This is a genomic window from Pseudooceanicola nanhaiensis DSM 18065, assembly GCF_000688295.1.
GTDB lineage: Bacteria > Pseudomonadota > Alphaproteobacteria > Rhodobacterales > Rhodobacteraceae > Pseudooceanicola > Pseudooceanicola nanhaiensis.
Map to the genome: position 1 here is coordinate 1,390,929 of NZ_JHZF01000011.1, position 26,409 is coordinate 1,417,337.

Below are 26,409 nucleotides of genomic sequence, written 5' to 3' on the forward strand. Positions count from 1 at the left end.
ACACGCTGCCAGCACCTCTTCACATCGCGGTGGACGGCGCCTCCTTCGGGATCGGCTCCTTGACCCAGGCCCAGGCCGTCTCTTCGGCCGAGGTCGGGAAGACCTTCACATCGACATCCGACACCATCCGCGCGATGCCCGCGAAGGGCCCGACCCAGCCGGAATCGGTGACGACGGCATAGCGGTGCAGCGCGTGCACCGCGTCCCACTTCATGCCCAGCAGGGACTTGTCGAAGAGGATCTCGGGATCGAAGCCGCCGAACCGCTTGATCCGGGCCAGCGCATTGAACCGCCCGCCCTGCTCCAGCCGCGCCCGGAACGGGGCGGTGATCCGGTCGATGTGGTCGTCGTCGATATAGCCCTCGACCTCGAAGGCCAGCACGTCGGGCGAGCCACTGTCCAGCATGGTGAGCCCCGGAAGATCCTTGCGCCCCGGCCGGGGCGGCGGAAGATCGCGTGCCCAGGCCTCGGCCGCCGCGCCCTCCTCGGGCGGGAAGGCCTGCATATCCATCCGGGGAATAAGCGGCGCGGTGTAGCGGATCATCCCGGCGATCGTCCGGTTGCCCGTCACCACCGCGCAGCGCGGCATCCTGGCGAGGTCGTCCAGCAGGCCGAATTCCTTCACCATGTCCTCGAGCATCGCCCGGGGCTCGATGTCCTCGAATCCGCTCAGGTCGACCAGCAGCCCGGCGCGGCCCGCGATGTCGAGCGCCGCCTCGAACTCCTCGTAGAACCGGCGCACCTCCTCGCGGGTGACCTCGCCGCCCGCGGTGATCCGCAGGAGGGGGGTGTCGGATGTGTCGAGTGTGAGCATGGCAAACCTCCGGGGGGCATGAGGGAAACGCTGCAAACAGAATGCAGAACGCCCGCCATCCTTGCAAGGTGGCGGGCGCTGATACACCTTAAGGCGAGTAAGGTCAGGCCAGATCGGCGAAGAGGTAGACGTCCTCGTCACTGATCCTGTCGAAGACCATCCGGGTCCGCTTGCCGATCTCGAGCCCCTCGGTCACGCCGTCCCGGAAGCGGACGTAGACATGCGGTCCGCCGTCGAGCTTCACGTAGCCAAGCGCGAAGGGCCCGGTCGGCGATTTGCGCATCACGGTCCAGGTGTAGATCTCGCCCTCGCCGGAATGCTCTTCCCACTCGGTCTCGGCCTTGTGGCAGAGCGGGCAGAGCGTGCGCGGATACCAGTGGATCTCCTTGCAGGCGGGGCAGCGGCGGACGAGGAACCTGCCCTCCTGCGCGGCGTCCCAGAAGGGCTTGGTCTCTTCGTTCTTGGCGACCTTGGGGTACTTGTGAATCATCTCGGTCATTTATCCACGCTCCAGAATTGCTGCTGCGGACCCGTGGCGGACGGTCAGCGTCCCCCCGATGCCGGTCACGAGGGCGATGTCGCAGTTCGGCACCTGCACCTTCTCGTGCGCCTCGCCGCGCAGCTGGCGGACGGCCTCCAGCACCTTGGTCATGCCGCCCCGGTTCACGGGGTGGTTGTTGCAGAGCCCGCCGCCGTCGGTGTTGAAGGGCAGCCGCCCCTGGCCCGAGATCAGGTTGCCGTCCTGGACGAACTTGCCGCCCTCGCCCTTCTTGCAGAAGCCCATGTCCTCGAGCTGCATCAGCACGGTGATGGTGAAGCTGTCGTAGATCGAGGCGTACTTGATGTCGTCGACGGTGACACCCGCGAGCTCCAGCGCCTTCGGCCCGGACACCGCGAGGCCCGAGGTCGTCAGGTCCATCCCGTGGCCCCCCGCCTGCCCCTTCAGGAACTGCGCCGCCGAGAGCACGTTCACGATCGGCTTGCCGAGCGACTTCGCGATCTCGGGCGTCGTCATGATGAAGGCGCCACCGCCCTCGGAGACCACGCAGCAGTCGAACATGTGCAGCGGATCGGCGATCATCGGCGAATTCACCACGTCCTCGACCGTCACCACGTCCTGCAGCATCGCATGCGGGTTGTATTGCGCATGGGTCGAGGCCGCGACCTTGATCCAGGCAAGCTGTTCGCTCGTCGTGCCGTATTCGTGCATGTGCCGCCGCGCGGCCAGCGCATACAGGTTCGGCGGCGTGCCGTTGTAGCCCCCTTCGAACCCCTGTTCGGCGCCGGGCACCCGCGGCGTCGGCGGCGCGGTGCGCGGCTTGCCGGCCAGCGTGCAGAGCGCGACCTTGCATTTGCCCATCACGATCGCCTCGGCCATCTTGCCCACGTGCATCACGTAGGAGGACCCGCCGGTGTCGGTCGTGTCGTAATGCGTCAGCTGGTTGGTGAGCCCGAGGTAATCGGCCATCGCCATCGCCCCGCCCGGCGCGTCGCCGCCGCAGAAATAGCCGTCCACGTCCTCCCAGCTCAGCCCCGCGTCCTTCAGCGCGCCGTCCGCGACGGCGGCGTGCAGCTGCCAGATCGACTGGTCGGGGCATTTTCGCAATGGGTATTCGTAGATGCCCGCGATGCAGGCCTTCCTCTTGATGCTCATCGGCTGTCCTCGTTCCCGTGGTTCGGGGGCGATCCTACGTGGGCTTCGGTCGAAGTCCACGCCGCCCCCCGGCCCCGCGGCCACTTTTCATCTATGTGCGATGGCCTTAGTCTCCGGCCGATCGGCCCGTCGGACGGGCGGCCTTGGGGAAGACGATGACCGGGATTTGCGCCAGCCAGCGGTTGAAGACGATGATCGAGGCCGGAGAGATCCGCGCGACCCAATCGGTGACCGAGGCGCAGATCCAGCCTGCGAGCCTCGATCTGCGGCTCGGCACGCGGGCCTGGCGGGTGCGCGCCTCCTTCCTTGCCGGAGAGGGGCGGAGCGTGGCCAGCCGGCTGGCGGAATTCGAGATGCACCGCTTCGAATTGGGCGGCGGCGCGGTGCTGGAAAAGGGCTGCGTCTACGTCGTGCCATTGATGGAGAGCCTCGCCCTGCCGACCGGGGTCGAGGCCGTCTGCAACGCCAAAAGCTCCACCGGGCGGCTCGACCTGCTGACCCGCGTGATCACCGACGAAGGGGTGGAGTTCGACCGGATCCCCGAGGGCTACGAAGGGCCGCTCTATGCCGAGATCTGCCCGCGGTCCTTCTCGGTTCTCGTCCGGCCGGGCATGCGGCTCAACCAGATCCGCTTCCGGGATGGCGCGGCGGTGCTGGATGATGCGGCGCTCAGGGCGCTCCATGCGGAGGTCCCGCTGGTCGATGGCGAGGCGGTGATTGACGAGGGGCTGGGCTTCTCGGTCGACCTGCGGCCCGCGTCAGGTGACCTCGTGGGCTTCCGCGCGAAGCCGCATACCGGGATCATCGACCTCGACAACATCGGCCATTACGACCCGAAGGCCTATTGGGAGGAGATCCGCACCTCCGACGGCCAGATCATCCTCGACCCCGGCGCCTTCTACATCCTCGTGAGCCGCGAGGCCGTCTGCATCCCGCCCGACCACGCCGCCGAGATGGCGCCCTACCTCGCCATGGTGGGCGAGTTCCGGGTGCATTACGCGGGCTTCTTCGACCCGGGCTTCGGCTGGGCCGAGGCGGGCGGCGCAGGATCGCGCGGCGTGCTCGAGGTGCGCTGCCACGAGGCGCCCTTCGTGCTGGAGCACGGGCAGGTCGTCGGCCGGCTGATCTACGAGCGGATGGAGGAGCGGCCCGAGACGCTCTACGGCACCGGGATCGCGTCGAACTACCAGGGCCAGGGACTGAAGCTCGCCAAGCATTTCAAGGCCGTAGAGGGCTGAGTTGATCCGTCCATGAACCGCCCGCTGGTCCTTCTGACCGCCGCCGTCTCGGTGGTGGGCGCGGTCTCGATGGCGCTCGCGCCCATCGTCAGCACCGTAGGCCGGGACCTTGGCACCGACCCGGCGCATGCGGTGCAGGCGACGGCGGCTTTCGGTTTCGCGACAATGGGATCCGCGCTTTTCCTCGCGCCGAGGGCCGACGTGATCGGGGCGGACCGGGCCCTGGGACAGGCGCTCAACATCCAGATCGTCGGGCTGGTGCTGACGATGTTGGCGCCCGGGCTCTGGTGGCTGATCGGGGCGCAGGCGCTCTGCGGGATCGGCGCGGGCATGGCGCTTCCCGCGATCTACGGGCTTGCGCCGCAGATGGCGAAGCCCGGAGAGGAGAGCCGCGCGGTCGGACTGGTCCTCTCGGGCTGGGTGCTGGCGCTCACCGCAGGCGTGGCAGGTGCGGGGTTCATCGCGGAATACCTCGGGTGGCGAACGGTTTACGGGCTGTTCCTGACCCTCGCATTGGCCGTCCGGATCGCCCTGCGCCTCACCCCGATCGAGGCCGCGCGGGGCGGTGCCCCGACCTCGCCGCTGACCGCCCTCCGGGTGCCCGGGATCGGCCGCGGGCTCTTCGCGGCCTTCACCCTGATGCTCAGCTTCTACGGCACCTATGCCTTTCTCGGGGCGCATGTGGGCGACTCCCTCGGCCGGGGATCGGACGGGGCGGGCTACGTGACGCTGGTCTACGGGGCGGGCTTCGGGCTGTCCCTGTTCCTCGACCGTCCGCTGGCGCGCCTGCCGCAGAGGCTCACGGGGACGCTGGCATTCGGCGGCCTGGTGGCCGTCTATGCGGGAATGGCCCTGAGCGGAGCGACTTACGCGGCGCTTCTCATCCTCGCGCTGTGCTGGGGCATCGCGCAGCATGCGGGGCTGAACTTCGTCGTCTCGCGGCTCGCGGCGCTGGATGCACGGCAGCGGGGGGCGATCATGGGGCTGAACTCGGCGGCGACCTATGTGGGGGTGACCGTGGGCGCGATGGTGTTCCGGGGCCCCTACGAGGCGGGCGGGCTGGTCGCCTGTGCCGGGATGTCGGCGGTGATCGCGCTGGCGGGGGCCGTGGAGGCCGCGCTGCCGCGGCGGGCCTGACGGAAACGCGCCATATGCGTGCGTTACGCGCCGTCTTCCGGCCCGCTCTCGTCCTCGACCTCCGGATCGAGCGGCGGGCGGAACATGTCCGACTGGCTGTCGTCGTCGGCCCCCTCCTCGGTCTCGGGCGCGGTGCCCGGCGGCGGCCGGTTGTCCAGCAGCCCGGCGGCGCGCAGTTCTTTCAGCCCCGGCAGGTCGCGGGTGGCTTCCAGCCCGAAATGGTCAAGGAACTGCTCGGTCACCACGAAGGTCACCGGGCGGCCCGGCGTCATCTTGCGGCGCCCGAAGCGGATCCATTCAAGCTCGAGCAGCTGATCGACCGTCCCGCGCGAGACCGAGACGCCGCGGATTTCCTCGATCTCGGCCCGGGTGACCGGCTGGTGATAGGCGATGATCGCCAGCGTCTCGATTGCGGCGCGCGACAGCTTGCGGGTCTCGACCGTTTCCTTCTGCATCAGGAAGCCGAGGTCCGGCGCGGTCCGGATCGCCCAGGCGTCGCCGATGCGGACCACGTTGACCCCCCGCCCCTCGTAGCGCCGCCGGAGCGCCTGCACGGCCGCCGCGCCGTCGGCGCCATGCGGCATCCGGGCGTTCAGGTCGGCCACGGTCACGGGCTCGGCGGAGGCGAAGAGGATGGCCTCGACCATGCGCTCCTGCTCGGCCTCGGGCGGCGCCTCGAAGAGCGTGTCGCGGATCGGGCCGTCGTCGTTCGCGGCGTCGTTGTTCGGCGTCTCTGTCACGTCGGGTCCACGTCTGGTTTCTGGCTCTCTGGGCGGATCGCCCCGGATGCGCAAGTCATTCCTGCGGCCGGTCCTTCCGGCGCAGCTCGATCGGCGCGTAGGTTTCGGACTGGCGGACCTCCACCAGCCCCTCCTTCGCAAGCTGGAGCGCCGCCGCGAAGGTCGCCGCATGGGCGGATCGGCGGGCCATCCGGTCCACCGTCCAGCCCTCGGGCAGGTAGGTCGCGATGTCGGTCCACTTCCCCGCGAAGCCGATCAGCTTGCGCATCCGCTCGAGCGATTGCTCCATCGTGTGGATATGCTCGCGGTCCATCACGAAGGGGCGGAATTCGTCCTTGGTGCGGATGCGGGCATAGCCCTGCATCAGATCGAGCAGCGTCGCGGTATAGGTCACCTTGCGCACGCGGGTGACGTCCTCGGTGATCCCGCGCTTGAAGAAGTCGCGGCCGAGCTGGTCGCGCGCCATCAGCCGGGCCGCCACGTCCCGCATCGCGGCGAGGCGTTCGAGCTGGAAGGCCAGATGCGCCGCCAGTTCCTCGCCCGACGGGCCCTCCTCCTCCGGGTCGGGGGGCAGCAGCAGGCGCGACTTCAGAAAGGCGAGCCAGGCGGCCATGACGAGGTAATCGGCGGCGAGCTCGATCCGCAGCGCCCGGGCCTTCTCGACGAAGGTCAGGTATTGCTTGGCAAGCTCGAGGACGGAGACCTTCATCAGGTCGACCTTCTGCGTCCGCGCCATGGTCAGCAGCAGGTCGAGCGGCCCCTCGTAGCCCTCGACATCGACGATCAGCGCCTCGGCGGCGAGGCGGTCGGCCACCGACAGCTTGTCTTCCTCGAAATCGTCGTCCGCCATGTCACCCGCCGTTCAGAAGCGCCTCCAGCTTCGCGTCCAGGGCGTCGATGTCAATGGAATCGGGCGCGTGACGTGCGGCCATCGCCCGTTCGGCGCGGGTCTGGGCGGCTTCGGACATGCGGCCCGACGCCTCGGCCACCGCCTCACGCGTGGCGAAATCGGCGTTGCAGAGCAGGACCACGTCGCAGCCCGCGGCAAGGCTTTCCCGCGCGATGTCGGCAGGCGCGCCCGAAAGCGCCTTCATCGAAATGTCGTCGGTCATCAGGAGCCCGTCGAAGCCAAGGTCCTTGCGGATCGCCTCGATCATGCCGGGATGCAGGGTGGCGGGTTTCTCGCCCCAGGCCGGGAAGGTGATGTGGGCGGTCATCCCGAGCGGCAGGTCGTTCAGTTCCCGGAAGGGCACCGCGTCGGAGGTCGCCCAGTCGAGGGGCGAGACGTTCACGACGGGCAGCTCCATGTGGCTGTCGCTGACCGCGCGGCCATGGCCGGGGATGTGCTTGACGACCGGCAAGACGCCGCCGTCGAGATGGGCCTGCGCCACGGCGCGGCCGATGGCGGCGACCTCCTCGGGGTCGGTGCCGTAGCAGCGGTTGCGCAGGAAGGGGTGGGTTTCGTCGGTGGCGACATCGACGAGCGGGGCGCAGTTGGCATCCACGCCGACGAGCCGCAGCTCTTCCGCGATGATGCGGTAGCGCAGGTACATCGCGGTCTCGGCCTTGGCCCCTGCCCGTTCGACGTGATCCAAGGGGGCCAGCCACTCGCGCCAGTGCGGCGCGCGGAGGCGCTGGACCCGGCCGCCCTCCTGGTCGATCAGGATCGGCACGTCGCGGCCGACGGCCTCGCGCATCTCGGACGTGAGCGCGCGGACCTGGTCCGGCGTGTCGATGTTGCGAGAGAAGAGGATGAAGCCGAAGGGATCGGCGTCACGGAAGAGCGCCCTCTCGTCCGCGGTGAGCGCCAGGCCCTCCGCGTCGAGGATCGTGGCCCCGAACGCCATCCTACCGCGTCACGACCGGGATGCATTCCGCATCCTGCGCCACGAAGGCCGCGCAGAAGCGGCGCGCGTCGGAGAGGTCGCTGAAGCCCATGGCGCGCAGGCGGTAGAAGGTCCGCCCGCCGGAGGAGGCCTTCTGGATCACGCGGTCCTTGCCCTCCATGTAATCCTCGAAATTCGCATTGAGGCGGAGCCAGTCCTTGCGGGCGTCCTCTTCGGAATCGTAGGCGCCGAGCTGCGCGAGGCGGGTGCCGGCCTGGATCGTGTTGGGATCGATGTCATTCACCTCGAAGGCCCCGCGGGTCGAGGTGATCGGACCGCCCTGCACGGCGGCAGCCGTCGGCAGACCGCCCGAGCTGATGCCGGCGAAGGCGGCCTTCAGCGCAGCGGGCCGCTGGCGCGGACGCAGCGGCTGCGCCCCGCTGTCCCCGGCGCGTGCCACGGCGGTCTCGGGCTGCGGCAGGTCCTCGTCCGTGGCCTCGGCGGTGAAGCTGCGCGCGCCCGAGGCAAGGCTCGCCGCCAGCGCACGGATCCCGGCGTCGGTGGCGTTGCCCTCGTCGTCGACGGCAGGCTCCGCGGGCACCTCGTCCAGCGCGGGGGGCGCCTCGGCCACCTGCACCTCGGGTTCGGGCGGCGCTTTCAGGATCGCCTCGGCCACGTCCTCCTCGGTCAGGTCCGCCCCGCGCGGGGCGAGCGTCACCTGGTCGGGCACGCGGGCCGCGGTGCCCTCGGCTGCCACGGCGTTCACCGCAAGACCCTGGTGCGCGGCCGGGGTGCCGCCGGGCACCTCGGGCCGGACCCGCATCTCGCCGGCCGCAGCGCGGATCACCGGCACGCCGGACACGTCGCGCATGACGGTCCTGTAGCCCCAGACCCCCACGCCGACGAGCAGCGTCAGCGACAGCGCGGCTGCCGCCCCGTTGATCAGTCGTCCTACCGGGATCCCCATGTCCTCCGCCGCGTCGCGGTGGTCTGCCTGCATCTGTGCCATGTCGCCTCGCTCGCCGGAGGGTCACCCCCGGATTCGGTTCGGTCTGTTTCTGACGTCCTGCTCCCCCCGGCGATGGCGCGATTTATCGCATCTCTTGCGCCGGAGTGACCCCCAGAATACCAAGACCGGCCGAAATGACAACGGCGGTCGCGCGCGGCAGGGCGATTTTCGCCAATGTGGCGGCGGCGTCGCCCTCCTGCAGGAAGCGCAGCTGCGTCTCCTCGTTCCCGCGATTCCAGAGCGCGTGGAAATCGCTGGCCAGCTCGTTGAGATAGAAGGCGATCCGGTGCGGTTCATGGGTCCGCGCGGCGATCTCGACCAGCCGTGGCCATTCGGCGAGCTTCTTCGCCAGGGTCAGCTCGGCCTCGTGGGTCAGCCCGCTCAGATCGGCGCCCTGAAGCGCCGCGTCGGAGGGCTCGATCCCCGCCTCCGCCGCCTTGCGCAGGACCGAGGCGACCCGGGCATGGGCATATTGCACGTAGAAGACCGGGTTCTCGCGGCTCTGCTCCATCACCTTGTCGAAATCGAAATCGAGCGGCGCGTCGTTCTTGCGGGTCAGCATGACGAAACGGGTCACGTCGGCGCCCACCTCGTCCACCACGTCGCGGAGCGTGATGAAGGTCCCGGCCCGCTTCGACATCTTGAAGGGCTCGCCGTTCTTGAAGAGCTTCACGAGCTGCGTGAGCTTGATGTCGAGCGGCACCCGGCCGCCCGAGAGCGCCGAAACGGCCGCCTTCATCCGCTTCACGTAGCCGCCGTGATCGGCGCCGAAGACGTCGATCAGCTGATCGAAGCCGCGGGTCACCTTGTCGTAGTGATAGGCGATGTCGGGGGCGAAATAGGTCCAGGCGCCGTCGGATTTCTTGACCGGCCGGTCGACGTCGTCGCCGTGCTCGGTGGATTTGAAGAGCGTCTGCTCCCGCGGTTCCCAATCCTCGGGGGTCTTGCCCTTCGGCGGCTCCAGCACGCCCTCGTAGATCAGGCCCTTCGCCTCGAGATCGGCCAGCGCCGCCTCGATCCGGCCGGTGCCGTAGAGCGATTTCTCGGAGAAGAAGACATCCATCCTCACGCCGAGCAGCGCCAGATCCTCGCGGATCAGCTCCATCATCTTCGCGGTGGCGAAGTCGCGGACGTCCGAAAGCCAGACCTCCTCGCCCTGGCCGAGATAGGCGTCGCCGACCTTCTCCTTCAGCGCCTCGCCGACCGCGATCAGGTAGTCGCCCGGATAGGTGCCGTCGGCGAACTCGACCTCCTTGCCATGCGCCTCGAGGTAACGGAGGTAGACCGACCGCGCCAGCACGTCGACCTGCGCGCCGCCGTCGTTGATGTAATATTCGCGGGTGACGTCATGGCCCGCGTAGTCCAGCAGGCTCGCCAGCGCGTCGCCGAAGACGGCGCCCCGGGTGTGGCCGACGTGGAGCGGGCCTGTCGGATTGGCCGAGACATACTCCACGTTCACCTTCTGCCCGGCGCCCATGTCCGACCGGCCGAAAGCCGCGCCCTCGCCGATGATCCGGGAGACGATCCCCTGCCAGACGGTGGCGGCGAGCCGCAGGTTGATGAAGCCGGGGCCGGCGACCTCGGCGGTCTCGATCCGCGGGTCCTCGGCCAGCCGGCGTGCAAGCGTCTCGGCGATGTCGCGCGGCTTCGCCCCGGCGGGTTTCGCCAGCACCATCGCGGCATTGGTGGCCATGTCGCCATGCAGCGCATCGCGGGGCGGCTCCACCGTCACATTGGCGGTGTCGAGGCCGGACGGCAGCTCGCCCGCGGCCTCCATGGCGGCCAGGGCGTCGACCACCAGGCTGCGGATCTCGGAAAAAAGGTTCATGTGCATTGGTCCTTGTCGGCCCGCGCGGTTTACCACTTCGCCCTGCAAGGTCAACAAGGCGCTCCATGGATGACGTTGCCGGGGGCGCTGCCCCCGCCGGGCCTGCGGCCCGACTCCCCCGGGATATTTCCGGCAAGAGGAAGCAGGCGACCGGTCCGGTCTTCCGCCTGCCGCCCTAGTCCAGCCGCGCGCGCCCCGGGCCGGACCCGCGCAGGGGGCCGAGCGCGTCGAAGCCCATCAGGCGACCGTGTTCCTGCAGCGCGAAGCGGTCGGTCATGCCGGAGATGTAATCGCAGACGATCCGGGCGAGCGCGGTCTCGTCGCCCGCGATGTCCTCCACGTCCTTGCGCCATTGCTTCGGCAGTTCCGCCGGGTGCGCCATGAAGAAGGGGAAGAGGTCGCGCACCACCTGGGTCACCTTCTCGCGCACCGCCACCACCTCGGGGGCGCGGTACATGCGGTGGAAGAGGAACTCGCGGATGATCTTCAGGTCCTTCCAGATGCCGGGCGAGAACTGCACCATCATCCGGCCGGCGTGGCGCACATCCGTGACGCTTTTCGGATCGAGCGCTCGGAGATTGGCGCGGGAGACGTCGATCACGTCCGAGACCAGCACCCCGAAGAAGCGCCGGAGCGCCTCGTGCCGGCGGCGGTAATAGTTCAGGCCGGGATAGCGACGGTCGACCTCGGCGAAGCAGCGATCGAGGATCGGCAGCTCGGCCAGCTCGTCGGTCGAGAAGAGCTCGGCCCGGAGCCCGTCATGCAGGTCATGGTTGTTGTAGGCGATGTCGTCCGAGAGCGCGGCCACCTGCGCCTCGGCGGAGGCATGGGTGGAAAGCTCCAGATCGTGGCGCGCGTTGTATTCGGCCAGCGCATAGGGGACGGGCTCCGTCACCGGGCCGTTGTGCTTGGCGATGCCCTCGAGCGTTTCCCAGGTCAGGTTCAGCCCGTCCCATTCGGCGTAGTGACGCTCCAGACGGGTGACGATCCGGATCGCCTGCGCGTTGTGGTCGAACCCGCCGTAGGGCGCCATCAGCGCCTCGAGCGCGTCCTCGCCCGTATGACCGAAGGGCGGGTGGCCGAGGTCATGGGCCAGCGCCACGGCTTCGGTGAGTTCGAGGTCCAGCCCCAGGGCCCCCGCCACGGTCCGGGCCACCTGCCCCACCTCGATCGAATGGGTCAGCCGGGTGCGGTAGTAATCGCCCTCGTGTTCCACGAAGACCTGCGTCTTGTGCTTCAGCCGCCGGAAGGCGGAGGCGTGGATGATCCGGTCCCGGTCCCTCTGGAAGCAGGAGCGGAAGGTGCTTTCCTCTTCCGGCACCAGCCGTCCCCGCGCCTCTTCCGGCCGGCTTGCATAGGTCGCGCGCATCGTCACATCCCCGGGGGCTTCGCCGCCCCTCCTTGTCGCTCATTCGTGACGCTCTTATATTGCAGGTCCATGACATGCAAAGCGCCGCTTCAGGAGCCTGCCCGATGAACCTGCCCCCCAACGTCACCCCGCGCGCCTTCGAACGCCTGGCCGAGATCGGAGCGGGTGCGGATGGCAAGGCGCTCCGCGTGGCCGTCGAGGGCGGCGGCTGCTCGGGCTTCCAGTACGAGATCAAGCTCGACGAGGTGGCCGAGGACGATCTGGTGCTCGAGGGCGAGGGTCAGAAGGTGGTGGTGGACAGCGTCTCGCTGCCGTTCCTGGCCGGCGCGACCATCGACTTCACCGAGGAGCTGATCGGCGCGCGTTTCGTGATCGAGAACCCGAACGCCACCAGCTCCTGCGGTTGCGGCACCAGCTTTTCCATGTAGTATCCGCCCCTTGCGGGGCGATCCTCACGCATCACGCGAAGGTCATTCCGCCGGGATGACCGCGGGCCGCGTGACCCGCCGGTCGGCCGCGATACGCTCGTAGACGAGATAGGTGCCCGAGGCGATGACGATGGCGACGCCGAGGTAGATGTGCCCGCCCGGCACCTCTCCGAAGAAGACCGCGCCCAGGATCACCATCCAGACGAACTGCAGGTTCATCAGCGGCGTCACCGCGTAGGCCGCGAGCTTCGAGAGCGCGATCACGAGGATCCAGCGGCCCGCGAAGAGCACGCCCGCATAGGCCACGGCCCAGCCGAAATCGGTGAGCGGCATCGCTTTCCAGACGAAGGGCAGCGCCAGCCCCATGACGAGCGCGAGCGAGAGGTTCGGGTAGAAGACCTGCGCCAGCGTGTTCGCCTCGTGCCGCCCGATGTAGCGCGACACCACCATCGACAGCGTGCCCGTGGCGCTGGCCGCGAAGGCGATCGCGTGGCCGGTGCCGATCCCGTGCAGCCCTTCGGGGAAGAGGCACAGCACGCCGACGAAGCCCGCGCCGAGCGCGAACCAGGCCGGCGCGCGCACGTGTTCGCCGAGGATCGGGCCGGAGAGCAGGCCCGCGAGCAGCGGCACGAGGCCGATGAAGACGAAGACCTCCGCGAAGGGCAGAAGGCGGAAGGCGTAGAAATAGCAGGTGACCGAGACGACGGTCGCCACGGACCGGACGGCCATCGCCCGCGGACAGCTGGTGCGGAGCCCCTGCCGGGGCCCGGATTTCACCCGGTCGGCGGTCAGCGCCATGCCGACGACGAGCAGGCCCGAGACGAAATAGAGCTGCGGCGCGGCGTATCCGCCGGCCAGCAGCTTGGTGATCGCATCCGCGGAAGAGATCAGCAGCGTGTAGACGAGCACCAGCAGGGTCCCGGTCAGCGCGGCGCTTCGGATCACGGCGGCCCTCATGCCGGCATCCTCAGCGGCATCGCCTGCCCGGCCCGGGCGAAGCCCGCGAAGAAGCCGTCGAAATCCGGGCAGGCCGCCTCGGCCTCCTGAAGGACGTCGCGCGCCTCCGCGTCGAGCGCATGTTCGACGGTGCCGCGCATGACGTGCCAGTCGCCCGAGCGCGCGTCGTCGAGATCGAGCATCAGCTGCGACATCTGGCGCAGCGGCGTGGCGCCGGGCCGGGCGGAATGGAAGCTCATGGGGCCGAAGGGCAGCGGCGCGGCGAAGCTCTCGGCTCCGGCAAGGGCGCGGGACCAGTTGCAGACGAGGAATTCGTGATAATCGTCGCGGGCGGGCGCCGCGCGGTCGCCTTCCGCGGTGACGAAACCCGCGGTGTGCCCGGACAGCCATTCGTCCCAGATCATCGGCACGGGGCATGCGGCGAAGCGCAGGGCCACGCAGATCTCGGCCAGCAGGTCGGCGTTGCGGTCGAGGTAGGCGAGCGTGCCGCCATAGGCCAGGCTGCGCGCGATCTCGGGCCCGAAATCGAAGGGCTGGCGGCCGTATTCGGTCAGGTAGAAGATCGTGTGGGTCAGCTCGTAGGCGGCCTTCTTGTTCGGCATCGCGAAGGTGGCGGGGCGGGCGATGAAGTGCAGCAGCCGGTCGGTCAGACCCGGGTCGGCCAGATCGCAGCCGCGGCGGCACATCAGGCGGCGGGCCTCGGCGCGCTGGAGGTCGGAGATCTCGGCCTCGGCCAGGCCCTGCTGCGACGCCCAGTGGACGAGCGCCTCTCCCTTGTCGCCAGGCATTCCGAGGTCCTCGAGATCGAGCGTCATCGAGAGCAGGAAGCGGTAGTATTGCGGGAAGAAGGCGAGGCGTTTCTCGACCTTGTCGTAGAAGGCGGCATAGGCCGCGAGGGCCCGGTCGTCGGGCCCGGCGCCGGTGCTCTCGAAGATGTTCAGCAGCTCGGCGTTTTCCTTCAGCCAGAAGACATCGTCCTGGCTGCGGCGGTCGGCGGCGAAGCTCGCCGTCAGAGCGGCCAGGCGGTCGGCCCGGCCCCGGGCGCGGGAGGGGAAGGTCAGGTGAACAACGTTGGTCATCTCGGGTTTCTCCTTGAATACCGGGCGCTTGCCTGACCGCCCATCTCCGCACCTGGGATCGGCTTACGAGCCCGACGAGAACATGTGGGTCGCGTCGCCCTCGATCTGCTCGCTCTTCGCCGGAGCGGAGCCCGAGGAGAACATCTCGACCGCATCGCCTGCGATGGAGGCGGTGGCCGTCGGGGCGCTGCCCGAGGAGAACATCTCGACCGCGTCACCTGCGATGGAGGCGGTGGCCCTCGGGGCGCTGCCCGAGGAGAACATCTCGACCGCATCACCCACCAGGGAGGCCGAGGCGGCGGGGGCCGAGCCGGAGGAGAAGAGGCCGGTCACGTCGCCGGTCAGCAGCTCGCCCGATGCAACCGGGGCGGAGCCCGAGGAGAACATCTCGACCGCGTCGCCGTCGAGCAGGCTGGCCTCGGCCTTGGCGCGGTTTTCGGGGGTGAAGCGGGCTTTGCGAAGAGCAGTCATTTCCGTGTCCTTCCAGGTTGCGTTGATGCCAAAACGCTGGCACGGAGCCCGCGGGCCACAAACGGGAATTATCGGTCGACCCTCCGGTTGATTTCGAAACGCCCGTGGCTCACGATGGGTAAACCACTGGAACTGCGGGGCTTTTCCGGTGTCCAAAAAATGTGTTAACGCGCTTGAAAACAACTCTTGCGCGAAGGATTTCTGACGCCATAGCGATACGTCCCTCTCGCCCGCCTGACGCGGACCCGTGACTCGTGGCGAAAGATCGGGGTGCGGAAGCGCGTCAGGACGATTCTCCGGCTGCCCTTGTCTGTGCCGACGGATTCGGGGATGAGTCGGGGATCAGGAGGCGCCCATGAAGATCGCGACATTCAACATCAACGGCATCAAGGCCCGGATCGAGGCTCTTCCGGCGTGGCTGGAAGAGGCGGAGCCCGATGTCGTGGTGCTGCAGGAGATCAAGTCGGTGGACGAGAATTTCCCGCGCGAGGTCTTCGAGGACCTGGGCTGGATCGTCGAGACGCATGGCCAGAAGAGCTTCAACGGGGTGGCGATCCTGTCGAAACTGCCGCTCGAGGACGTGACCCGCGGCCTGCCCGGCGACGACGAGGACGAACAGGCCCGCTGGATCGAGGCCACGGTCATGGGCGAACGGACGGCGGTGCGGGTCTGCGGGCTCTACCTGCCGAACGGGAACCCCGCGCCGGGCCCCAAATACGATTACAAGCTCGCGTGGATGGAGCGGCTCAGGGCGCGGGCCGAGGCGCTGCTGAAAGCCGAGGAACCGGCGCTGATGGCCGGGGATTACAACGTCATCCCGCAGGCCGAGGACGCGGCGAAGCCCGAGGCCTGGGTCGAGGACGCGCTGTTCCTGCCGCAGACGCGCGAGGCGTTCCGCCGGATCCTGAACCTCGGTTACACCGACGCCTTCCGCGTGCGGGTGCAGGGGCCGGGGCATTATTCCTTCTGGGATTACCAGCGCAATTCCTGGGAACGGAACAACGGCATCCGCATCGACCATTTCCTGCTGACGCCGCAATGCGCCGACCTGCTGGTCGAGTGCGGCATCGACAAGGAGGTGCGTGGCCGCGACAAGCCCTCGGACCACGTGCCGGTCTGGGTGGAGCTCGACGCGTGAGCCTGGCGATCCTGATCCTCGGTGCGGGCGCCGCGTCGCGGATGCGCGGCGGCGACAAGCTCCTGGAAGAGGTCGGCGGCCAGCCGCTGCTGGCGCTTCAGGCCGCGCGGGCGCTGCGGACCGGGCAGCCGGTCGTGGTCACCCTGCCCCCCTTCCCCCATCCCCGCGGCTCGGTCCTGAAGGACATGCCGGTCGCCCGCGTCCAGGTGCGCGACGCCGCAGAGGGCATGGCCGCCTCGATCCGGGCGGGCGTCGCCGCGCTGGCTGCCGGCACCCGGGGCGTGATGATCCTGCCGGGCGACATGCCCGAGATCGACGGCGCCGACATCTCCGCGATGATCGCCCACTGGGAGCCGGGCGAGATCCTGCGCGGCGCGGCGGAGGATGGCACGCCCGGCCATCCGGTGATCTTCCCCGCCGATCTGTTCGAAGAGCTCTCGGGCCTTTCCGGCGATACCGGCGCGCGCGAGGTGCTGGTGCGCCATCGCGCGCGGATCCGGCTCTTTCCCCTGCCCGGCCGGCACGCGCTGACCGACCTCGACAGCCCCGAGGAATGGGCGGCCTGGCGCGAAGGGGCCGAGTGACCCGCAGGGCGGCTCAGGCCGAGAGCTTCATCAGCACCAGCCCCGCAAGGATCAGCGCCGCGGCGGCCAGACGGGCCGGCGTGACCGGATCGCCCAGCACGACAATCCCCACGACAAACGCGCCGAGCGCGCCGATCCCCGTCCAGATCGCGTAGGCCGTGCCGAGCGGCAGGCGCTGCATCGCGACGGAGAGCAGGGCGAAACTGCCGATCATGGTGAGGAAGGTGATGGCCGTGGGAAACAGCCGCGTGAACCCCTGCGATTGTTTCATGCTGAAGGCCCAGACGATTTCGAGAAGACCGGCGAGAAGAAGACAGACCCAGGGCATGACGCGCTCCGACGTGTATGTCAGGCCGTCCTGATCGTGCTGTACCCGGTGCGGGGGTGGTCGTCCACCTCGGCCAGAGGTAGACCCGCACGCCGTGCCGGGCAAGCGTCCTGCCGAAATACAATCAGGGCACGACCCGGCTGGATGCGGCCCGGACGCAAAGCGCCGGACCTGTTCCGGATCGTGCCCTGAAGGCTTGGCCAAGCTCAGCCCCCGCTAGTCTTGGCCGGGGGGTCCGCCGGGTCCGACAGGACCCGGCAGCGCTGCATCACTCGGCCAGAAGCCGTGCTTCGTGTTTCTTCAGCGTCCGGCGTGCCGCGTGGTAGTCGCGGATGCCGTTCGAGGTCTTCAGCTCGGGGAAGAGTTCGTAGATCTCGTTCCGCTGCGCGTTGCCGACACCTTCCAGCGACAATTCGCCGGGCTGGAAGCTCTCGGTCCATGCGCCGTCCGACAGGACCACTTCGTGGCGGTCGAACATGAAGTGGATGTAGGTGGTGTGCATCGCGTTCACCACGTCCACCCCCGGCAGGCCGGTCAGGTGCTTGGCGGCCACGAGAACCTCGCGCTCCTCGAAGTAGAGCATCGTCTTCTCGTTGTTCACCAGGACCCGGTGGTTCGGCGAGACCAGCATGTCACGTTCGGGCAGACCGTGGCCGAGCGCACCCTTCTGGATCAGCACCGGCTTCAGGTGATCGTTCGCCGCCAGGACACGACCGTCGATCGGCTTCGCACCCATCCAGCGGATCTCCTGGATGCCGTTGTCGCGGGTGATGATCCGGTCGCCGACCGAGAGCTCCTCGACCTTGCGTTCGCCCTTGGGCGTCGCGATCAGCGAGCCGGGGGTGAAGCAGGGCACGATCTGCTCGATGTTGTAGAAGTCGAGCGAGCCGGTGACCTTGCCCTCGCCGTCGAGGAATTCGACGGTGCCGTCGATCCCGTTCGACGGACGGTCGCCGTCGTCGTCGTCACGGACGTTGACCAGCCGGAAGTTGCCCTTGCCGACCGCGCTCAGGTCCAGCGTGTCCCAGTCGTCGCCGCCCGCGTTGCCGTGGACATAATCGCCCGCGCCTTCCTCGGCGCTGCCGACGAGGAACAGGTCGCGGTCGTCGCCGCCTTCGAGGTGGTCGACACCGGCGCCGCCGTCGATCGTGTCGTTGCCCTCGTCGCCCTGGATGCTGTCGTGGCCTTCGCCGCCATACAGCTCGTCGGCGTCGAGACCGCCGTGCAGCTCGTCATTGCCCGCGTCGCCGTAGAGCGTGTCGGCATCGTCCTCGCCGAGGATCGTGTCGTTGCCGTCGCCGCCGTGCACGAGGTCGCGGCCGTTGTCGGGATGCGCCTCGGTGGCGTCGTCGCCATAGCCCCACTGAAGGTCCGGGTCGCCGGCGTTGATGTGGTCGTTGCCCGCGCCGCCGTGGATCGTGTCGGAGCCGTGGCCGCCGGTGATGACGTCGTCGCCCTCGCCGCCTTCGACGAGATCGTCGTCGATGCCCGCGTGGATCGTGTCGTTGCCGGTGCCGCCGTAGATCGTGTCGGCATCGTCGCCGGTCATGATGACGTCGTTGCCCGCGCCGCCGTCGACCCAGTCCTTGTTGTCGTCCTTGACCGGGTCCGAGCCGTAGCCGAGCCGCACCGCGTTCGGATCGTCGCCCTCGTAATCCGAGAAGACGTCGATGCCGGCGATGATGGTGTCGTTGCCCTCGCCGCCGTAGATCGTGTCGGAGCCCTGATCGTCGTTGATGTAATCGTTGCCGTCGCCCGCGTCGATCCAGTCGTCGTCGATGCCGCCGTTGATGCTGTCCTCGCCCGCGCCGCCGTAGATCGTGTCGCGGTCGTCGCCGGTGGTGATCGTGTCGTTGCCGGCGCCGCCGTCGACGTAGTCACGATCGTCTTCCTTGTCCGCGTCCTCGGTGAAGACGGGCAGCGGGTTGTCGAAGGCCGGGCTCTTGCCGGAGGTGTCGATCTTGTCGTCGCCGTCGTCGCCGTGAACCGTATCGGACCCGTCTCCGCCGGTGATCGAATCGTCGCCACCGCCGCCATGGATGACGTCGTCACCCTCGCCGCCGTGCAGCGTGTCGTTGCCCGGGGTGGTGTCCTCGCCGTCGAAGACGGTCGGGGTGAAGTAGATGTCGGTGATGTTGACTTCGGAGATGTGCCAGCCGTTCTGCTCGTGCGTGATCGTGAAATACGCCACGTTCGCGGGCATGGTCACGAGCGCCGAGGTGGAGGCGGCGTCCTTGTCCAGATCGACGCGGCCGTTGGCTTCGAACATGACGTTGCCGTCCGCGCCGTTCACGTCGTGGCCGTTGATGTCCCCGCCGAGCTCGACGCAGATCTCGGTCGGCTGGCCGTCGGCATCGAAGGCATGGATCGTGATCTTCGAGTTCTGGTCGATGTCGTTGATGCGGAACGACACATCGGTGACCGGCTTGTCGAAGCTCCACTTGTAGGTGGCCTTCTCGTGGTCCTCGGTCATGCGGGATTCACCCGAGGACATCGTGTCGACCGGACCCAGGTTGCCGGCATCGATGCCGTCAACGTTCTGTTCGTCGGTGGCGAAGCGGGTCAGCGGGGTGTGCTTGGTCTCGATCGTCTCGAAGGTGACGTTCACATTGCCGGTGTCCTGCGAGAGCACGCCGCCCAGCGGGTCGTTGTTGTCGATCGGATCGGCGCCGTTCGGGTCGGGCAGCTTGTCCCATTCGAAGACTTCGCGGGGCGCCTCGTCGGTCGTGCCCAGCGTGCCGTCGCCGTAGATGACGTCGTTCCCGGCGCCGCCGTCCACGCTGTCGTCGCCCGACCCGGCATAGACCGTGTCGTTGCCGTTCAGCGAATGGATCGTGTCGTCGCCCGCCCCGGCATCGACCGTGTCGTCATCGCCGTCGGTGCCGTCGATCTGGTCGCCATCCTTGTCCACATAGCCCTGGCCCATCGTGTCGGCCCCGGTGGTGCCGGAGACAATGCCGTCGCTCACGGTCGGATCCTTGTCGTCAGGACCACAGTCGGAACCCTTGCCGAAGTACTTGCTGAAGTAGAACGTCATTTCAGTTACCCTTTGTGCCTTCAGAACCCGGCGGTTCCTTGGTTGTTGCGGCCCCGGCCCGCTTCCGCGACGCCGGATCGTTGTCTCCCAGGATGAGGTACCGTCGAGCGGCTCTGCGCGGCCGGGCCTTCGGGACACGGGGTCCTTCGGGCAATCGTGTTCAGGCCCGGTTCCGGCTGGAACAGGTCACCTGACCGATCGGCAGGTCTCGCATCGCTCCGGATGCCTCATCTTCGGATGGCCGCCCCCGTGGCCAGCAGTCTTCGCCCCCCAGTCGGGCACCATCGGTTTACCGACGGAAATGCGGCAGACAAAGCGGAAAAAGACCAAAAGGTGGCAAAGTAAGGTCACGAGAGCGCATCATCTGCCACAATTCGGCCCCACTTCAACAACCTATGGATGAGGCAGGTTTCCTGTACGTGAACACTCGCATGGCGTGTGTGGCAGATATCGCCTTATTATATTGACCATTTGAAATGTTTTGACACCGAGGGCCGCCAAAGCAGTTTCGCCCAGGGAAACGATGCCGCCCGATTTCGACGCGACACAATTGGGCGGGACAAATGTGAAGCGGCCGCAAACATCTGTTTTACGGCACGAACCAATCCCGCTTTTTTCCGGCAATGAGCGTTTTTCGAGAACAATGACGCGTCCTCCGCGCCCAATTCTGGCCGAATCAAGGCAGGTCAACTGACCTGAAACGGCCGCGCGTGATTCCGCCGAGCCTTGGGCCAATGCCGGCTGACCCCCGTTCAAATTTAATGACGTGAGAAAAGTTAACCTTGGAACAAGAAGGTAAACGACGGGTTTAGGCTGCATCCGGGGTCGATCAAATGGCCGTTACGCACCTGTGTGCAAGGCGGCTCTTGGATCATCCCTCAACGTTCCTGTCATGAGGAGGTGGGCATGCCCGACCACAGAGAAGGCACTTCGGCCGCAGACGAGGCCCGAAAGGCCGCCGACGAGGCGAAATCCGCCGCATCCGAAGAGGCACAGAGCTTTCGCGATAACGTGGAAGAAGAGGTCTCCCGCCGCGCGGGCGACACACGCGACACGCTGGCCGGTGAGGTGGGCGAGTTCGGGGAAGCGCTTCGCAGCGCCTCGGGCAAACTCCGACGGGGGTCGCCCCAGGAACAGCTGGTGACCTCGGCCGCGAACGCGATGGAGGAATTCTCCAGCCATGTCCGGGGCCGCGACCTCGGCGAATTGCTGGAAGAGGTGAATACATTCGGACGCCGCAACCCCGCCGCCTTCCTCGGCGGCGCGGCCCTTCTGGGCTTCGCGGGCATGCGGCTTGCGAAGGCCTCGCAGCGCCGGCGCCCGATCGAGCACGACGAAGGCCACGGCGCGCCTGATCCTGCGCCCGCCCCCGGTTCGACGGCCCGCGGCCCGGCAGGCACGCCGGCCGGCGCCGGCTCGACCGCACCGCGCCCGATGCCCACGTCCACCGCGCCCGGCACCCCGGGCCAGAGCCCGACGGGCGCGCCGACCGGCCCCGGCAGCACCCCCGGCGGGACCGCTGGCACCACGGCCGGCGGCACCGCTGGCACCACGCCCGGTACGTCCCCGACCCGTCCGGGCACCTCCACCGAAAGGACCAAGCCATGAGCGACGTGAATCCGAACTCCTCTCCCAAACTGCTGGGCGACCTGCTGCGGCACGCCACCTCGCTCGTGCGGCTCGAGATCGACCTCGCCCGCGCCGAGGTGGACCAGAACCTGCGCCGCGCCGGGACGGCCCTCGGGCTGATCGTGGTGGCCATCGTGCTGCTCATCACCGCGCTGAACGTGCTCGCCGCCGCCCTGGCCGCGGGTCTGACGGAACTCGGGCTCGACCCCGCCTGGTCCGCCCTGATCGTCGGTGTCGGCTTTGCGCTCGTGGCCTGGGCCATGATGCACAAGGGCATTTCCGACCTGAAACTCTCGAGCCTGGCGCCCACCCGATCGGTGGAAAACGTGAAGCGCGACGCTGATGCCCTGAAAGGAGCTGCGACCCATGGCGAATGATCACCGCACACCGAACGAAATCGAGCGCGAGATCGAACGAGATCGCGCCGACCTCGTCCGCACGATCAACACGCTGCAGGACCGGTTCAGCCCGGAAACGCTCGTGGCCGAGGCGGTCCGCACCGCCCGCACCCACGGCGGCGACCTGGGCCATGCCGTCAGCGAATCCGCCAAGCAGAACCCGGTTGGCCTCGCCATCACGGGGATCGGCCTGGCCTGGATGATCTTCGGCCGCTCCTACGCCGATCGCCCCGCCACGTCGCGGGCACCGGCCGAGCCGGCGTTCCGGCGCCGTCCGACGCAGCCGCCCTCGGCTGCGGGCGCCTATCCCGACTGGTATATCGAGGAAGAGGAAGACGTCGCGGAATACTACGGCTATCCGATCGGCGCGCGGGCGAACGTGCCCGGCGGCGACGGCGATGCGGACGACGGCCCCTCCATGACGGACCGGGCGCGATCCGGTGCCAGCGCGGCGGCGGGCAGCGTCTCGTCGGGGGCCGGCAAGGTGGCCGGCGGCGTCTCGTCCGGGGCCGGCAAGGTGGCCGGCGGCGTGAGTGCGGCCGGGTCCAGTGTGGCCGATGGCGCGGCTTCGGTGCGTGACGGCGCCGCGGCGGCGGCGCATTCCGGAGCCGAGAGCGCGCGGCGCATGCGCGAGCGGCTGGCCCACGGGACGGAGGCGCTCGGCACCGAGGCGCGGGAGCGTGTGATCGCCGCCCGCCGCCGCGCGGTGCTGGCGCGCCAGAAGATGTCGGAAAGCGCCGGCCGCAACTGGAAGGCCGGCCGGGAGACCGCGGTCGGGATGTTCGAGGACAATCCCCTGATCGCCGGTGCGCTGGCGATCGCCGCGGGTGCGGCCCTGGCGGCTGCCCTGCCCTCCACCCGGAAGGAGGACGAACTGTTCGGCGGATATTCCGACGACCTCATGGACGAGGCCGAACGGGTCTACCTCGAGGAACTCGACAAGGCCGAAAGGGTCGGCCGGGCCGCGCTCGACGAGACCCGCAAGATCGTCGAGGAGAAGGGCGCGGAGGCCGATGCGGCCGCGTCCGGTGTCGCCGATGCGGTGAAGGATGAAGTCTCCGAGGCCGGAAAGCGGATCAAGTCCGCGGCCGAGAAAGAGGCCAAGTCCAAACCCTCGGACCGCGACGCCTGACCGGGGTTTCCCCGAACGACGTGATGGCAGGTCCGCCTGCCGACATCCCCCGCACGCCTGCCGACAGCCGGCGTGCGGGACCTCCCGGCGGCTTGCCGACCGGGACCGCCGCCCGAAGTGCGGGGCACCTCGAGCCGCAGGTTGTGCGCCTCTGCCGCCCCACCCCTGAGACGCCGCTCCACATTCCCCCTCCGGCCCCCGGTCGCGCAAGAGGTCACCCGAGATGCATGCTGCCCTTCACCGAACCGCACCGGTTGCCGGTTTGGCCCTCGTCGGCGGCGGTCTGCCAGTTGCGGCGATCTGCGCGGGCGCCGCGCTGCTGGCGGCCCAGACGGTGGTCACGGGGCTGAACCTCTGGACCGTCGGCGCCATGCCGCTGCCGCCTGCGCCGCCCGTCCCTGGCGGCCGCGGCGGGCCTCCCTTCTTCTCGGTCCATGTCGCCACCCATGACGAGCCGCCGGAGCTGGTCTGCGACACGCTCGCGGCGCTGCGCGACCAGCGGGGCGCGCCCGGATTCGAGATCATCGTGCTCGACAACAACACCCCCGACCCCGCGGTCTGGACGCCGGTCGCCGCGTGGTGCAAGGCCGCCGGGCCGCGGTTCCGGTTCCACCACCGGGAGGGCGTCACCGGCGCCAAGGCGGGGGCGCTGAACATCGCGCTCGGCCTGACCGATCCGCGTGCCACCCATGTCGTCGTGATCGACGCCGACTACCGCGCCGAGCCCGATTTCCTGGCCGCAGCGGCGCAGGCGCTCGGAGGCGCCGGGCCCGATTTCGTGCAGTTCCCGCAGGCCTATCGCGACGGAGAGGACGCCGGAGGCGTGGTCCTGGAGCTGTCGGATTACTTCACCCGCCATGCCCGGGCGGCCGACGGCGCCAACGCGATGCTGCTGACCGGCACGCTCAGCGTGATCGACCGGCAGGCGCTGGAACGTGTCGGCGGCTGGTCGGGCGCGACGCTGACCGAGGATGCCGAGCTTGGCCTGCGGCTGCGCGGCGCGGGCTTCAACGGACGGCTCGACACCCGCATCGGCGGGCGGGGCCTGCTGCCGCTGGATTTCGACGGTCTTTCCAAACAGCGCTATCGCTGGGCGGCGGGCAACGTCGCCTGCCTGCGCGCGCTCTCGGGCCTGCCCCGCCGCACGGCGCTGCACACGCTGGCGCAGCTGACGGCCTGGGGCAATTTCGGCCTGCCGGTCGCGGCGCTCATGACGGGCGGCTGGCTGCGCGGCCTCGTTGCGGGCCCCGATGCGGCCACCGGGCTCGCCATGGCCTTCTGCGGCCTCGCGCTCGGGCTGATCCTGCTCGGGGCGGTCCTGCCGCTCGCCATGCAGGCGGCGGCCGGGCCGGCGCGCCGGGGCGACACGCTTTCGGCCATCGCCACGCGGATCGCCCTGCTGCCCGCCTCGGCCCGCGGCACGCTGGACGGGCTGGCGCGCTGCGCCGGCGGCTTCCGGCGCACTCCGAAGGCCGCCGGAACGCGGACCGCGCCCGCCTGGCTGCGCGCCGAACTGACGGTGCCGGGGGCGCTCGGCCTGCTGATGCTCCTGCACCCGGCCGGCCCGCCGCTCGCCCAGGCGGGGGCCGCGCTGCTGGCGCTGCCGCTCGCCTGTGCCCCCGCCCCGTGCCGGGCCCTCGCCACCTATCGTCAACGCGCCATCGGATAAGGAACAGCCATGCCGCCGAGCGTCACCATCGTCATCCCGACCTACAACCGGGCCCAGTGCATCGCGCAGGCCGTCGATGCCGCCCTCGGCCAGTCCCATGCCGACACCCATGTGCTGGTGGTCGACGACGCCTCGACCGACGCGACCCCTTCGGTGCTGGCGGGCTACGCGGATCACCCGCGGGTCTCCTGCCTCCGGCTGGGGCGCAACGTCGGCACGGCGCAGGCCAAGAACGTCGGGATCGCGCTCAGCCGGTCCGAGGCGGTGACCTTCCACGATTCCGACGACATCCCGCACCGCGACAAGGTCCTGCGTCAGGTCCGCGCGCTGACGCGCCACGACGTCGAGGCGCATCCCTGCCTGAACTGGTCCCTCGCGGGCCAGCGGCCGGGGACGCGGCTGCAGGTCGGCGCGGTGCTGACCCATCACGAGCTCATCCTGCCCGACGGCGCCCGGGTCGAGATCCGGCGCAGCCTGTCGCTGGTCGACGACTTCTTCCCCAACCTCCAGATGTCCGCCGGGGTGCCGGGGGACTGGACGCATGTGAACTCGGGCCTCTTCCACCGGTCCGTATTCGACCGGCTGGGCGGCTTTGCGGATTGCATCGAGGAGGACCGCGAATTCCGCAACCGTCTGATCATGGCCGGAGAGGTCATCTGGCTGATCCCCGAGATCCTGCTGACCAAGATCGAGACCGCGGATTCCCTGACGCTCGCGCAGGCAACGGATTACGACAGCCCGCGGCGCCGGTCCGACCGGGACCGCGTCTGGGGCACCGTCCAGCACTGGCTGGCCACGCGCGAGGTCGCCCCGGTGCCGATCGACCTCTCCGGGGTCGAGATCGCCGCGCTCACCAATCCCGGCCCGCTCGCCATTCCGTCGGAGCTCCTGCCCCGGCCGGAGGCCGCCGCATGAGCGCCGCGACCGCCATCGTCGACCCGCTGGCCCCGCACGCCTACTCGGGCCGCAGCGAGAGCCTCGCCGGGCTGGGCGGGACCGAGGCGACCGTTGTGCGCGTGGCCGAGGGGCTGGGCGGCGTGACGGTCTTCCAATGCGCCCGGCGCGCCCCGTCCGTGGTCAACGGCGTGCGCTACATGCCCGTCGTGCCGCGCGACGGCCTGCCGGGGGCGCCCGGGACGATCCTCGTCATCAACGCGTGGAAGGTGGCGCTGATCCTGCGCCGCCGCCATCCCGGTGCGCGCATCCTGCTGTGGCTGCACGTGGTGCCCGGCCGGCACAATCGCGGCATGGCGGGCGCCCTGCACGCGGCCGGGATCGAGGTCGTCTGCGTCTCGGCCAGCCATGCACGGCAGCTCCGCGCCTTCCTGCCGCATCCGCAGCCCGTCATCCGGCACGTGGCCAACCCGATCGACCCGGCGCTGCGCCCGGACGACACCCCGCGCGACCCGAACCTGCTGCTCTTCGCCTCGTCGCCGCACAAGGGGCTGGACGAGGTCTATCGCGCCTTTTCGGCCCTGCGCGCGCGGATCCCCGGCCTGCGGCTGGCGGTGGCCGACCCGGGCTACCTGCGCTGGAACGCCGGGCCGCCGCCGCCGGGCGTGCTGCACCTCGGCCGGCTCGCGCCCGAGGCGCTGCACCAGCGGATGCGGCGGGCGCTCTGCCTCTTCTACCCGCAGACCCGCTTCGTCGAGACCTTCGGCCTGGTGATCGCCGAGGCGAACGCCCTCGGCTGCCCCGCCCTGCTGCACCGCGGGCTCGGCGCCAACGACGAGGTGGCGAGCGATCCCGGGCAATTGATCGACGCGACCGACCCGCGGCAGATCGCGGGCCGCATCGCGCGCTGGCGGCTCCGGCCGCCGCCTGTCGCGGGCCGCGCCGAATTCCGCGCCGACGCCGTCATCGCGGCCTGGCGCGACCTGCTTTCCGACACTGCAACCCATGCCACCCCCGACATGCGTCGGGCCAGCTGACAGGAGGAACGAC

General features: G+C 69.2%; 25 protein-coding genes. 11 read left to right on the top strand and 14 right to left on the bottom strand.

What is annotated here, in order from left to right:
- Nucleotides 1-19: 19 nt before the first annotated feature.
- From Q344_RS0107810 to Q344_RS0107820, 3 genes are all read right to left on the bottom strand, one after another.
- Nucleotides 20-814, bottom strand: a complete 795-nt coding sequence (locus Q344_RS0107810) for a SpoIIAA family protein (protein WP_028286196.1) — start codon at nt 812-814, stop codon at nt 20-22.
- 103 nt (nt 815-917) lie between these two features.
- Nucleotides 918-1,313: a Zn-ribbon domain-containing OB-fold protein gene (locus Q344_RS0107815; protein ID WP_028286197.1), complete on the bottom strand. Its 396-nt coding sequence runs from the start codon at nt 1,311-1,313 to the stop codon at nt 918-920.
- Complete coding sequence (locus Q344_RS0107820; protein WP_028286198.1) at nt 1,314-2,468, bottom strand: thiolase domain-containing protein; 1,155 nt, start codon at nt 2,466-2,468, stop codon at nt 1,314-1,316. It abuts the gene before it with no gap.
- 155 nt (nt 2,469-2,623) lie between these two features.
- On the opposite strand from Q344_RS0107820, the gene Q344_RS0107825 reads away from it, so the two are divergent.
- Both Q344_RS0107825 and Q344_RS23410 read left to right on the top strand, forming a co-directional pair.
- Entirely contained in the window at nt 2,624-3,706 is a 1,083-nt protein-coding gene (locus Q344_RS0107825) for a 2'-deoxycytidine 5'-triphosphate deaminase (protein WP_028286199.1), read from the top strand.
- Nucleotides 3,707-3,718: 12 nt separating this feature from the next.
- Complete coding sequence (locus Q344_RS23410) at nt 3,719-4,843, top strand: MFS transporter (RefSeq protein ID WP_036538476.1); 1,125 nt, start codon at nt 3,719-3,721, stop codon at nt 4,841-4,843.
- A 23-nt stretch (nt 4,844-4,866) separates the two neighbouring features.
- On the opposite strand, the gene scpB is transcribed toward Q344_RS23410, so the two are convergent.
- The 6 genes from scpB to Q344_RS0107860 all read right to left on the bottom strand — a co-directional run bounded on the left by scpB (nt 4,867) and on the right by Q344_RS0107860 (nt 11,615).
- Nucleotides 4,867-5,583: an SMC-Scp complex subunit ScpB gene (gene scpB / locus Q344_RS23415; protein ID WP_051630387.1), complete on the bottom strand. Its 717-nt coding sequence runs from the start codon at nt 5,581-5,583 to the stop codon at nt 4,867-4,869.
- 55 nt (nt 5,584-5,638) lie between these two features.
- Nucleotides 5,639-6,433, bottom strand: a complete 795-nt coding sequence (locus Q344_RS0107840; protein WP_028286200.1) for a segregation and condensation protein A — start codon at nt 6,431-6,433, stop codon at nt 5,639-5,641.
- 1 nt (nt 6,434) lies between these two features.
- Complete coding sequence (locus Q344_RS0107845; RefSeq protein ID WP_028286201.1) at nt 6,435-7,430, bottom strand: glycoside hydrolase family 3 N-terminal domain-containing protein; 996 nt, start codon at nt 7,428-7,430, stop codon at nt 6,435-6,437.
- Between the two features lies 1 nt (nt 7,431).
- Nucleotides 7,432-8,418 (bottom strand): SPOR domain-containing protein, encoded by a 987-nt coding sequence (locus Q344_RS0107850; protein WP_028286202.1) that lies wholly within the window; start codon nt 8,416-8,418, stop codon nt 7,432-7,434.
- Nucleotides 8,419-8,500: 82 nt separating this feature from the next.
- The gene (gene argS / locus Q344_RS0107855; protein WP_028286203.1) at nt 8,501-10,246 is read right to left on the bottom strand and encodes an arginine--tRNA ligase; all 1,746 of its coding nucleotides are present in this window, start codon (nt 10,244-10,246) and stop codon (nt 8,501-8,503) included.
- Between the two features lie 175 nt (nt 10,247-10,421).
- Entirely contained in the window at nt 10,422-11,615 is a 1,194-nt protein-coding gene (locus Q344_RS0107860; protein ID WP_028286204.1) for a deoxyguanosinetriphosphate triphosphohydrolase, read from the bottom strand.
- 104 nt (nt 11,616-11,719) lie between these two features.
- Between Q344_RS0107860 and Q344_RS0107865 the strand changes: the two genes are divergently transcribed.
- Nucleotides 11,720-12,043 carry a HesB/IscA family protein gene (locus Q344_RS0107865; protein WP_028286205.1) on the top strand — a complete coding sequence of 108 codons (324 nt, stop codon included), beginning with the start codon at nt 11,720-11,722 and terminating at the stop codon, nt 12,041-12,043.
- 42 nt (nt 12,044-12,085) lie between these two features.
- Here Q344_RS0107865 and Q344_RS0107870 read toward each other — a convergent pair whose 3' ends face one another.
- From Q344_RS0107870 to Q344_RS23420, 3 genes are all read right to left on the bottom strand, one after another.
- Nucleotides 12,086-13,000: a DMT family transporter gene (locus Q344_RS0107870; protein ID WP_028286206.1), complete on the bottom strand. Its 915-nt coding sequence runs from the start codon at nt 12,998-13,000 to the stop codon at nt 12,086-12,088.
- Nucleotides 12,997-14,079 (bottom strand): DUF6902 family protein, encoded by a 1,083-nt coding sequence (locus Q344_RS0107875; RefSeq protein WP_028286207.1) that lies wholly within the window; start codon nt 14,077-14,079, stop codon nt 12,997-12,999. The genes Q344_RS0107870 and Q344_RS0107875 overlap by 4 nt, the downstream gene beginning before the upstream one ends.
- A gap of 63 nt (nt 14,080-14,142) precedes the next feature.
- Nucleotides 14,143-14,550, bottom strand: coding sequence for a DUF6749 family protein (locus tag Q344_RS23420; RefSeq protein ID WP_036538906.1), 408 nt, complete (start codon nt 14,548-14,550; stop codon nt 14,143-14,145).
- 355 nt (nt 14,551-14,905) lie between these two features.
- Between Q344_RS23420 and xth the strand changes: the two genes are divergently transcribed.
- Both xth and Q344_RS0107890 read left to right on the top strand, forming a co-directional pair.
- Complete coding sequence (gene xth, locus Q344_RS0107885) at nt 14,906-15,688, top strand: exodeoxyribonuclease III (protein WP_028286208.1); 783 nt, start codon at nt 14,906-14,908, stop codon at nt 15,686-15,688.
- Nucleotides 15,685-16,272, top strand: a complete 588-nt coding sequence (locus Q344_RS0107890) for a nucleotidyltransferase family protein (RefSeq protein ID WP_028286209.1) — start codon at nt 15,685-15,687, stop codon at nt 16,270-16,272. Before xth ends, Q344_RS0107890 begins: the two co-directional genes overlap by 4 nt.
- A 13-nt stretch (nt 16,273-16,285) precedes the next feature.
- Here Q344_RS0107890 and Q344_RS0107895 read toward each other — a convergent pair whose 3' ends face one another.
- Together Q344_RS0107895 and Q344_RS23425 are read right to left on the bottom strand one after the other, a co-directional pair.
- On the bottom strand, nt 16,286-16,600 hold the full coding sequence (locus Q344_RS0107895; RefSeq protein ID WP_028286210.1) for a DMT family transporter: 315 nt from the start codon (nt 16,598-16,600) through the stop codon (nt 16,286-16,288).
- Between the two features lie 268 nt (nt 16,601-16,868).
- On the bottom strand, nt 16,869-19,637 hold the full coding sequence (locus tag Q344_RS23425; protein ID WP_051630388.1) for a Hint domain-containing protein: 2,769 nt from the start codon (nt 19,635-19,637) through the stop codon (nt 16,869-16,871).
- A 906-nt stretch (nt 19,638-20,543) separates the two neighbouring features.
- Here Q344_RS23425 and Q344_RS25070 point away from each other — a divergent pair.
- The 6 genes from Q344_RS25070 to Q344_RS0107930 all read left to right on the top strand — a co-directional run bounded on the left by Q344_RS25070 (nt 20,544) and on the right by Q344_RS0107930 (nt 26,396).
- Nucleotides 20,544-21,245 carry a hypothetical protein gene (locus Q344_RS25070; RefSeq protein ID WP_051630390.1) on the top strand — a complete coding sequence of 234 codons (702 nt, stop codon included), beginning with the start codon at nt 20,544-20,546 and terminating at the stop codon, nt 21,243-21,245.
- Nucleotides 21,242-21,643: a phage holin family protein gene (locus Q344_RS0107910; protein WP_028286211.1), complete on the top strand. Its 402-nt coding sequence runs from the start codon at nt 21,242-21,244 to the stop codon at nt 21,641-21,643. Before Q344_RS25070 ends, Q344_RS0107910 begins: the two co-directional genes overlap by 4 nt.
- Nucleotides 21,633-22,796 (top strand): DUF3618 domain-containing protein, encoded by a 1,164-nt coding sequence (locus Q344_RS0107915; protein ID WP_028286212.1) that lies wholly within the window; start codon nt 21,633-21,635, stop codon nt 22,794-22,796. The genes Q344_RS0107910 and Q344_RS0107915 overlap by 11 nt, the downstream gene beginning before the upstream one ends.
- A gap of 262 nt (nt 22,797-23,058) precedes the next feature.
- Nucleotides 23,059-24,465, top strand: a complete 1,407-nt coding sequence (locus Q344_RS0107920; protein WP_028286213.1) for a glycosyltransferase family 2 protein — start codon at nt 23,059-23,061, stop codon at nt 24,463-24,465.
- Between the two features lie 9 nt (nt 24,466-24,474).
- On the top strand, nt 24,475-25,380 hold the full coding sequence (locus Q344_RS25075) for a glycosyltransferase family 2 protein (protein WP_028286214.1): 906 nt from the start codon (nt 24,475-24,477) through the stop codon (nt 25,378-25,380).
- Nucleotides 25,377-26,396 carry a glycosyltransferase gene (locus tag Q344_RS0107930; RefSeq protein WP_028286215.1) on the top strand — a complete coding sequence of 340 codons (1,020 nt, stop codon included), beginning with the start codon at nt 25,377-25,379 and terminating at the stop codon, nt 26,394-26,396. The genes Q344_RS25075 and Q344_RS0107930 overlap by 4 nt, the downstream gene beginning before the upstream one ends.
- Nucleotides 26,397-26,409: the final 13 nt, after the last annotated feature.

Bases quoted from the DNA above. Each gene is read 5' to 3' on its own strand.
- Q344_RS0107810 (WP_028286196.1), bottom strand. From the start codon at position 814: ATGCTCACACTCGACACATCCGACACCCCCCTCCTGCGGATCACCGCG.
- Q344_RS0107815 (WP_028286197.1), bottom strand. From the start codon at position 1,313: ATGACCGAGATGATTCACAAGTACCCCAAGGTCGCCAAGAACGAAGAG.
- Q344_RS0107820 (WP_028286198.1), bottom strand. From the start codon at position 2,468: ATGAGCATCAAGAGGAAGGCCTGCATCGCGGGCATCTACGAATACCCA.
- Q344_RS0107825 (WP_028286199.1), top strand. From the start codon at position 2,624: ATGACCGGGATTTGCGCCAGCCAGCGGTTGAAGACGATGATCGAGGCC.
- Q344_RS23410 (WP_036538476.1), top strand. From the start codon at position 3,719: ATGAACCGCCCGCTGGTCCTTCTGACCGCCGCCGTCTCGGTGGTGGGC.
- Q344_RS0107840 (WP_028286200.1), bottom strand. From the start codon at position 6,433: ATGGCGGACGACGATTTCGAGGAAGACAAGCTGTCGGTGGCCGACCGC.
- Q344_RS0107845 (WP_028286201.1), bottom strand. From the start codon at position 7,430: ATGGCGTTCGGGGCCACGATCCTCGACGCGGAGGGCCTGGCGCTCACC.
- Q344_RS0107850 (WP_028286202.1), bottom strand. From the start codon at position 8,418: ATGGCACAGATGCAGGCAGACCACCGCGACGCGGCGGAGGACATGGGG.
- argS (WP_028286203.1), bottom strand. From the start codon at position 10,246: ATGAACCTTTTTTCCGAGATCCGCAGCCTGGTGGTCGACGCCCTGGCC.
- Q344_RS0107860 (WP_028286204.1), bottom strand. From the start codon at position 11,615: ATGCGCGCGACCTATGCAAGCCGGCCGGAAGAGGCGCGGGGACGGCTG.
- Q344_RS0107865 (WP_028286205.1), top strand. From the start codon at position 11,720: ATGAACCTGCCCCCCAACGTCACCCCGCGCGCCTTCGAACGCCTGGCC.
- Q344_RS0107870 (WP_028286206.1), bottom strand. From the start codon at position 13,000: ATGAGGGCCGCCGTGATCCGAAGCGCCGCGCTGACCGGGACCCTGCTG.
- Q344_RS0107875 (WP_028286207.1), bottom strand. From the start codon at position 14,079: ATGACCAACGTTGTTCACCTGACCTTCCCCTCCCGCGCCCGGGGCCGG.
- Q344_RS23420 (WP_036538906.1), bottom strand. From the start codon at position 14,550: ATGACTGCTCTTCGCAAAGCCCGCTTCACCCCCGAAAACCGCGCCAAG.
- xth (WP_028286208.1), top strand. From the start codon at position 14,906: ATGAAGATCGCGACATTCAACATCAACGGCATCAAGGCCCGGATCGAG.
- Q344_RS0107895 (WP_028286210.1), bottom strand. From the start codon at position 16,600: ATGCCCTGGGTCTGTCTTCTTCTCGCCGGTCTTCTCGAAATCGTCTGG.
- Q344_RS23425 (WP_051630388.1), bottom strand. From the start codon at position 19,637: ATGACGTTCTACTTCAGCAAGTACTTCGGCAAGGGTTCCGACTGTGGT.
- Q344_RS25070 (WP_051630390.1), top strand. From the start codon at position 20,544: ATGCCCGACCACAGAGAAGGCACTTCGGCCGCAGACGAGGCCCGAAAG.
- Q344_RS0107910 (WP_028286211.1), top strand. From the start codon at position 21,242: ATGAGCGACGTGAATCCGAACTCCTCTCCCAAACTGCTGGGCGACCTG.
- Q344_RS0107915 (WP_028286212.1), top strand. From the start codon at position 21,633: ATGGCGAATGATCACCGCACACCGAACGAAATCGAGCGCGAGATCGAA.
- Q344_RS25075 (WP_028286214.1), top strand. From the start codon at position 24,475: ATGCCGCCGAGCGTCACCATCGTCATCCCGACCTACAACCGGGCCCAG.
- Q344_RS0107930 (WP_028286215.1), top strand. From the start codon at position 25,377: ATGAGCGCCGCGACCGCCATCGTCGACCCGCTGGCCCCGCACGCCTAC.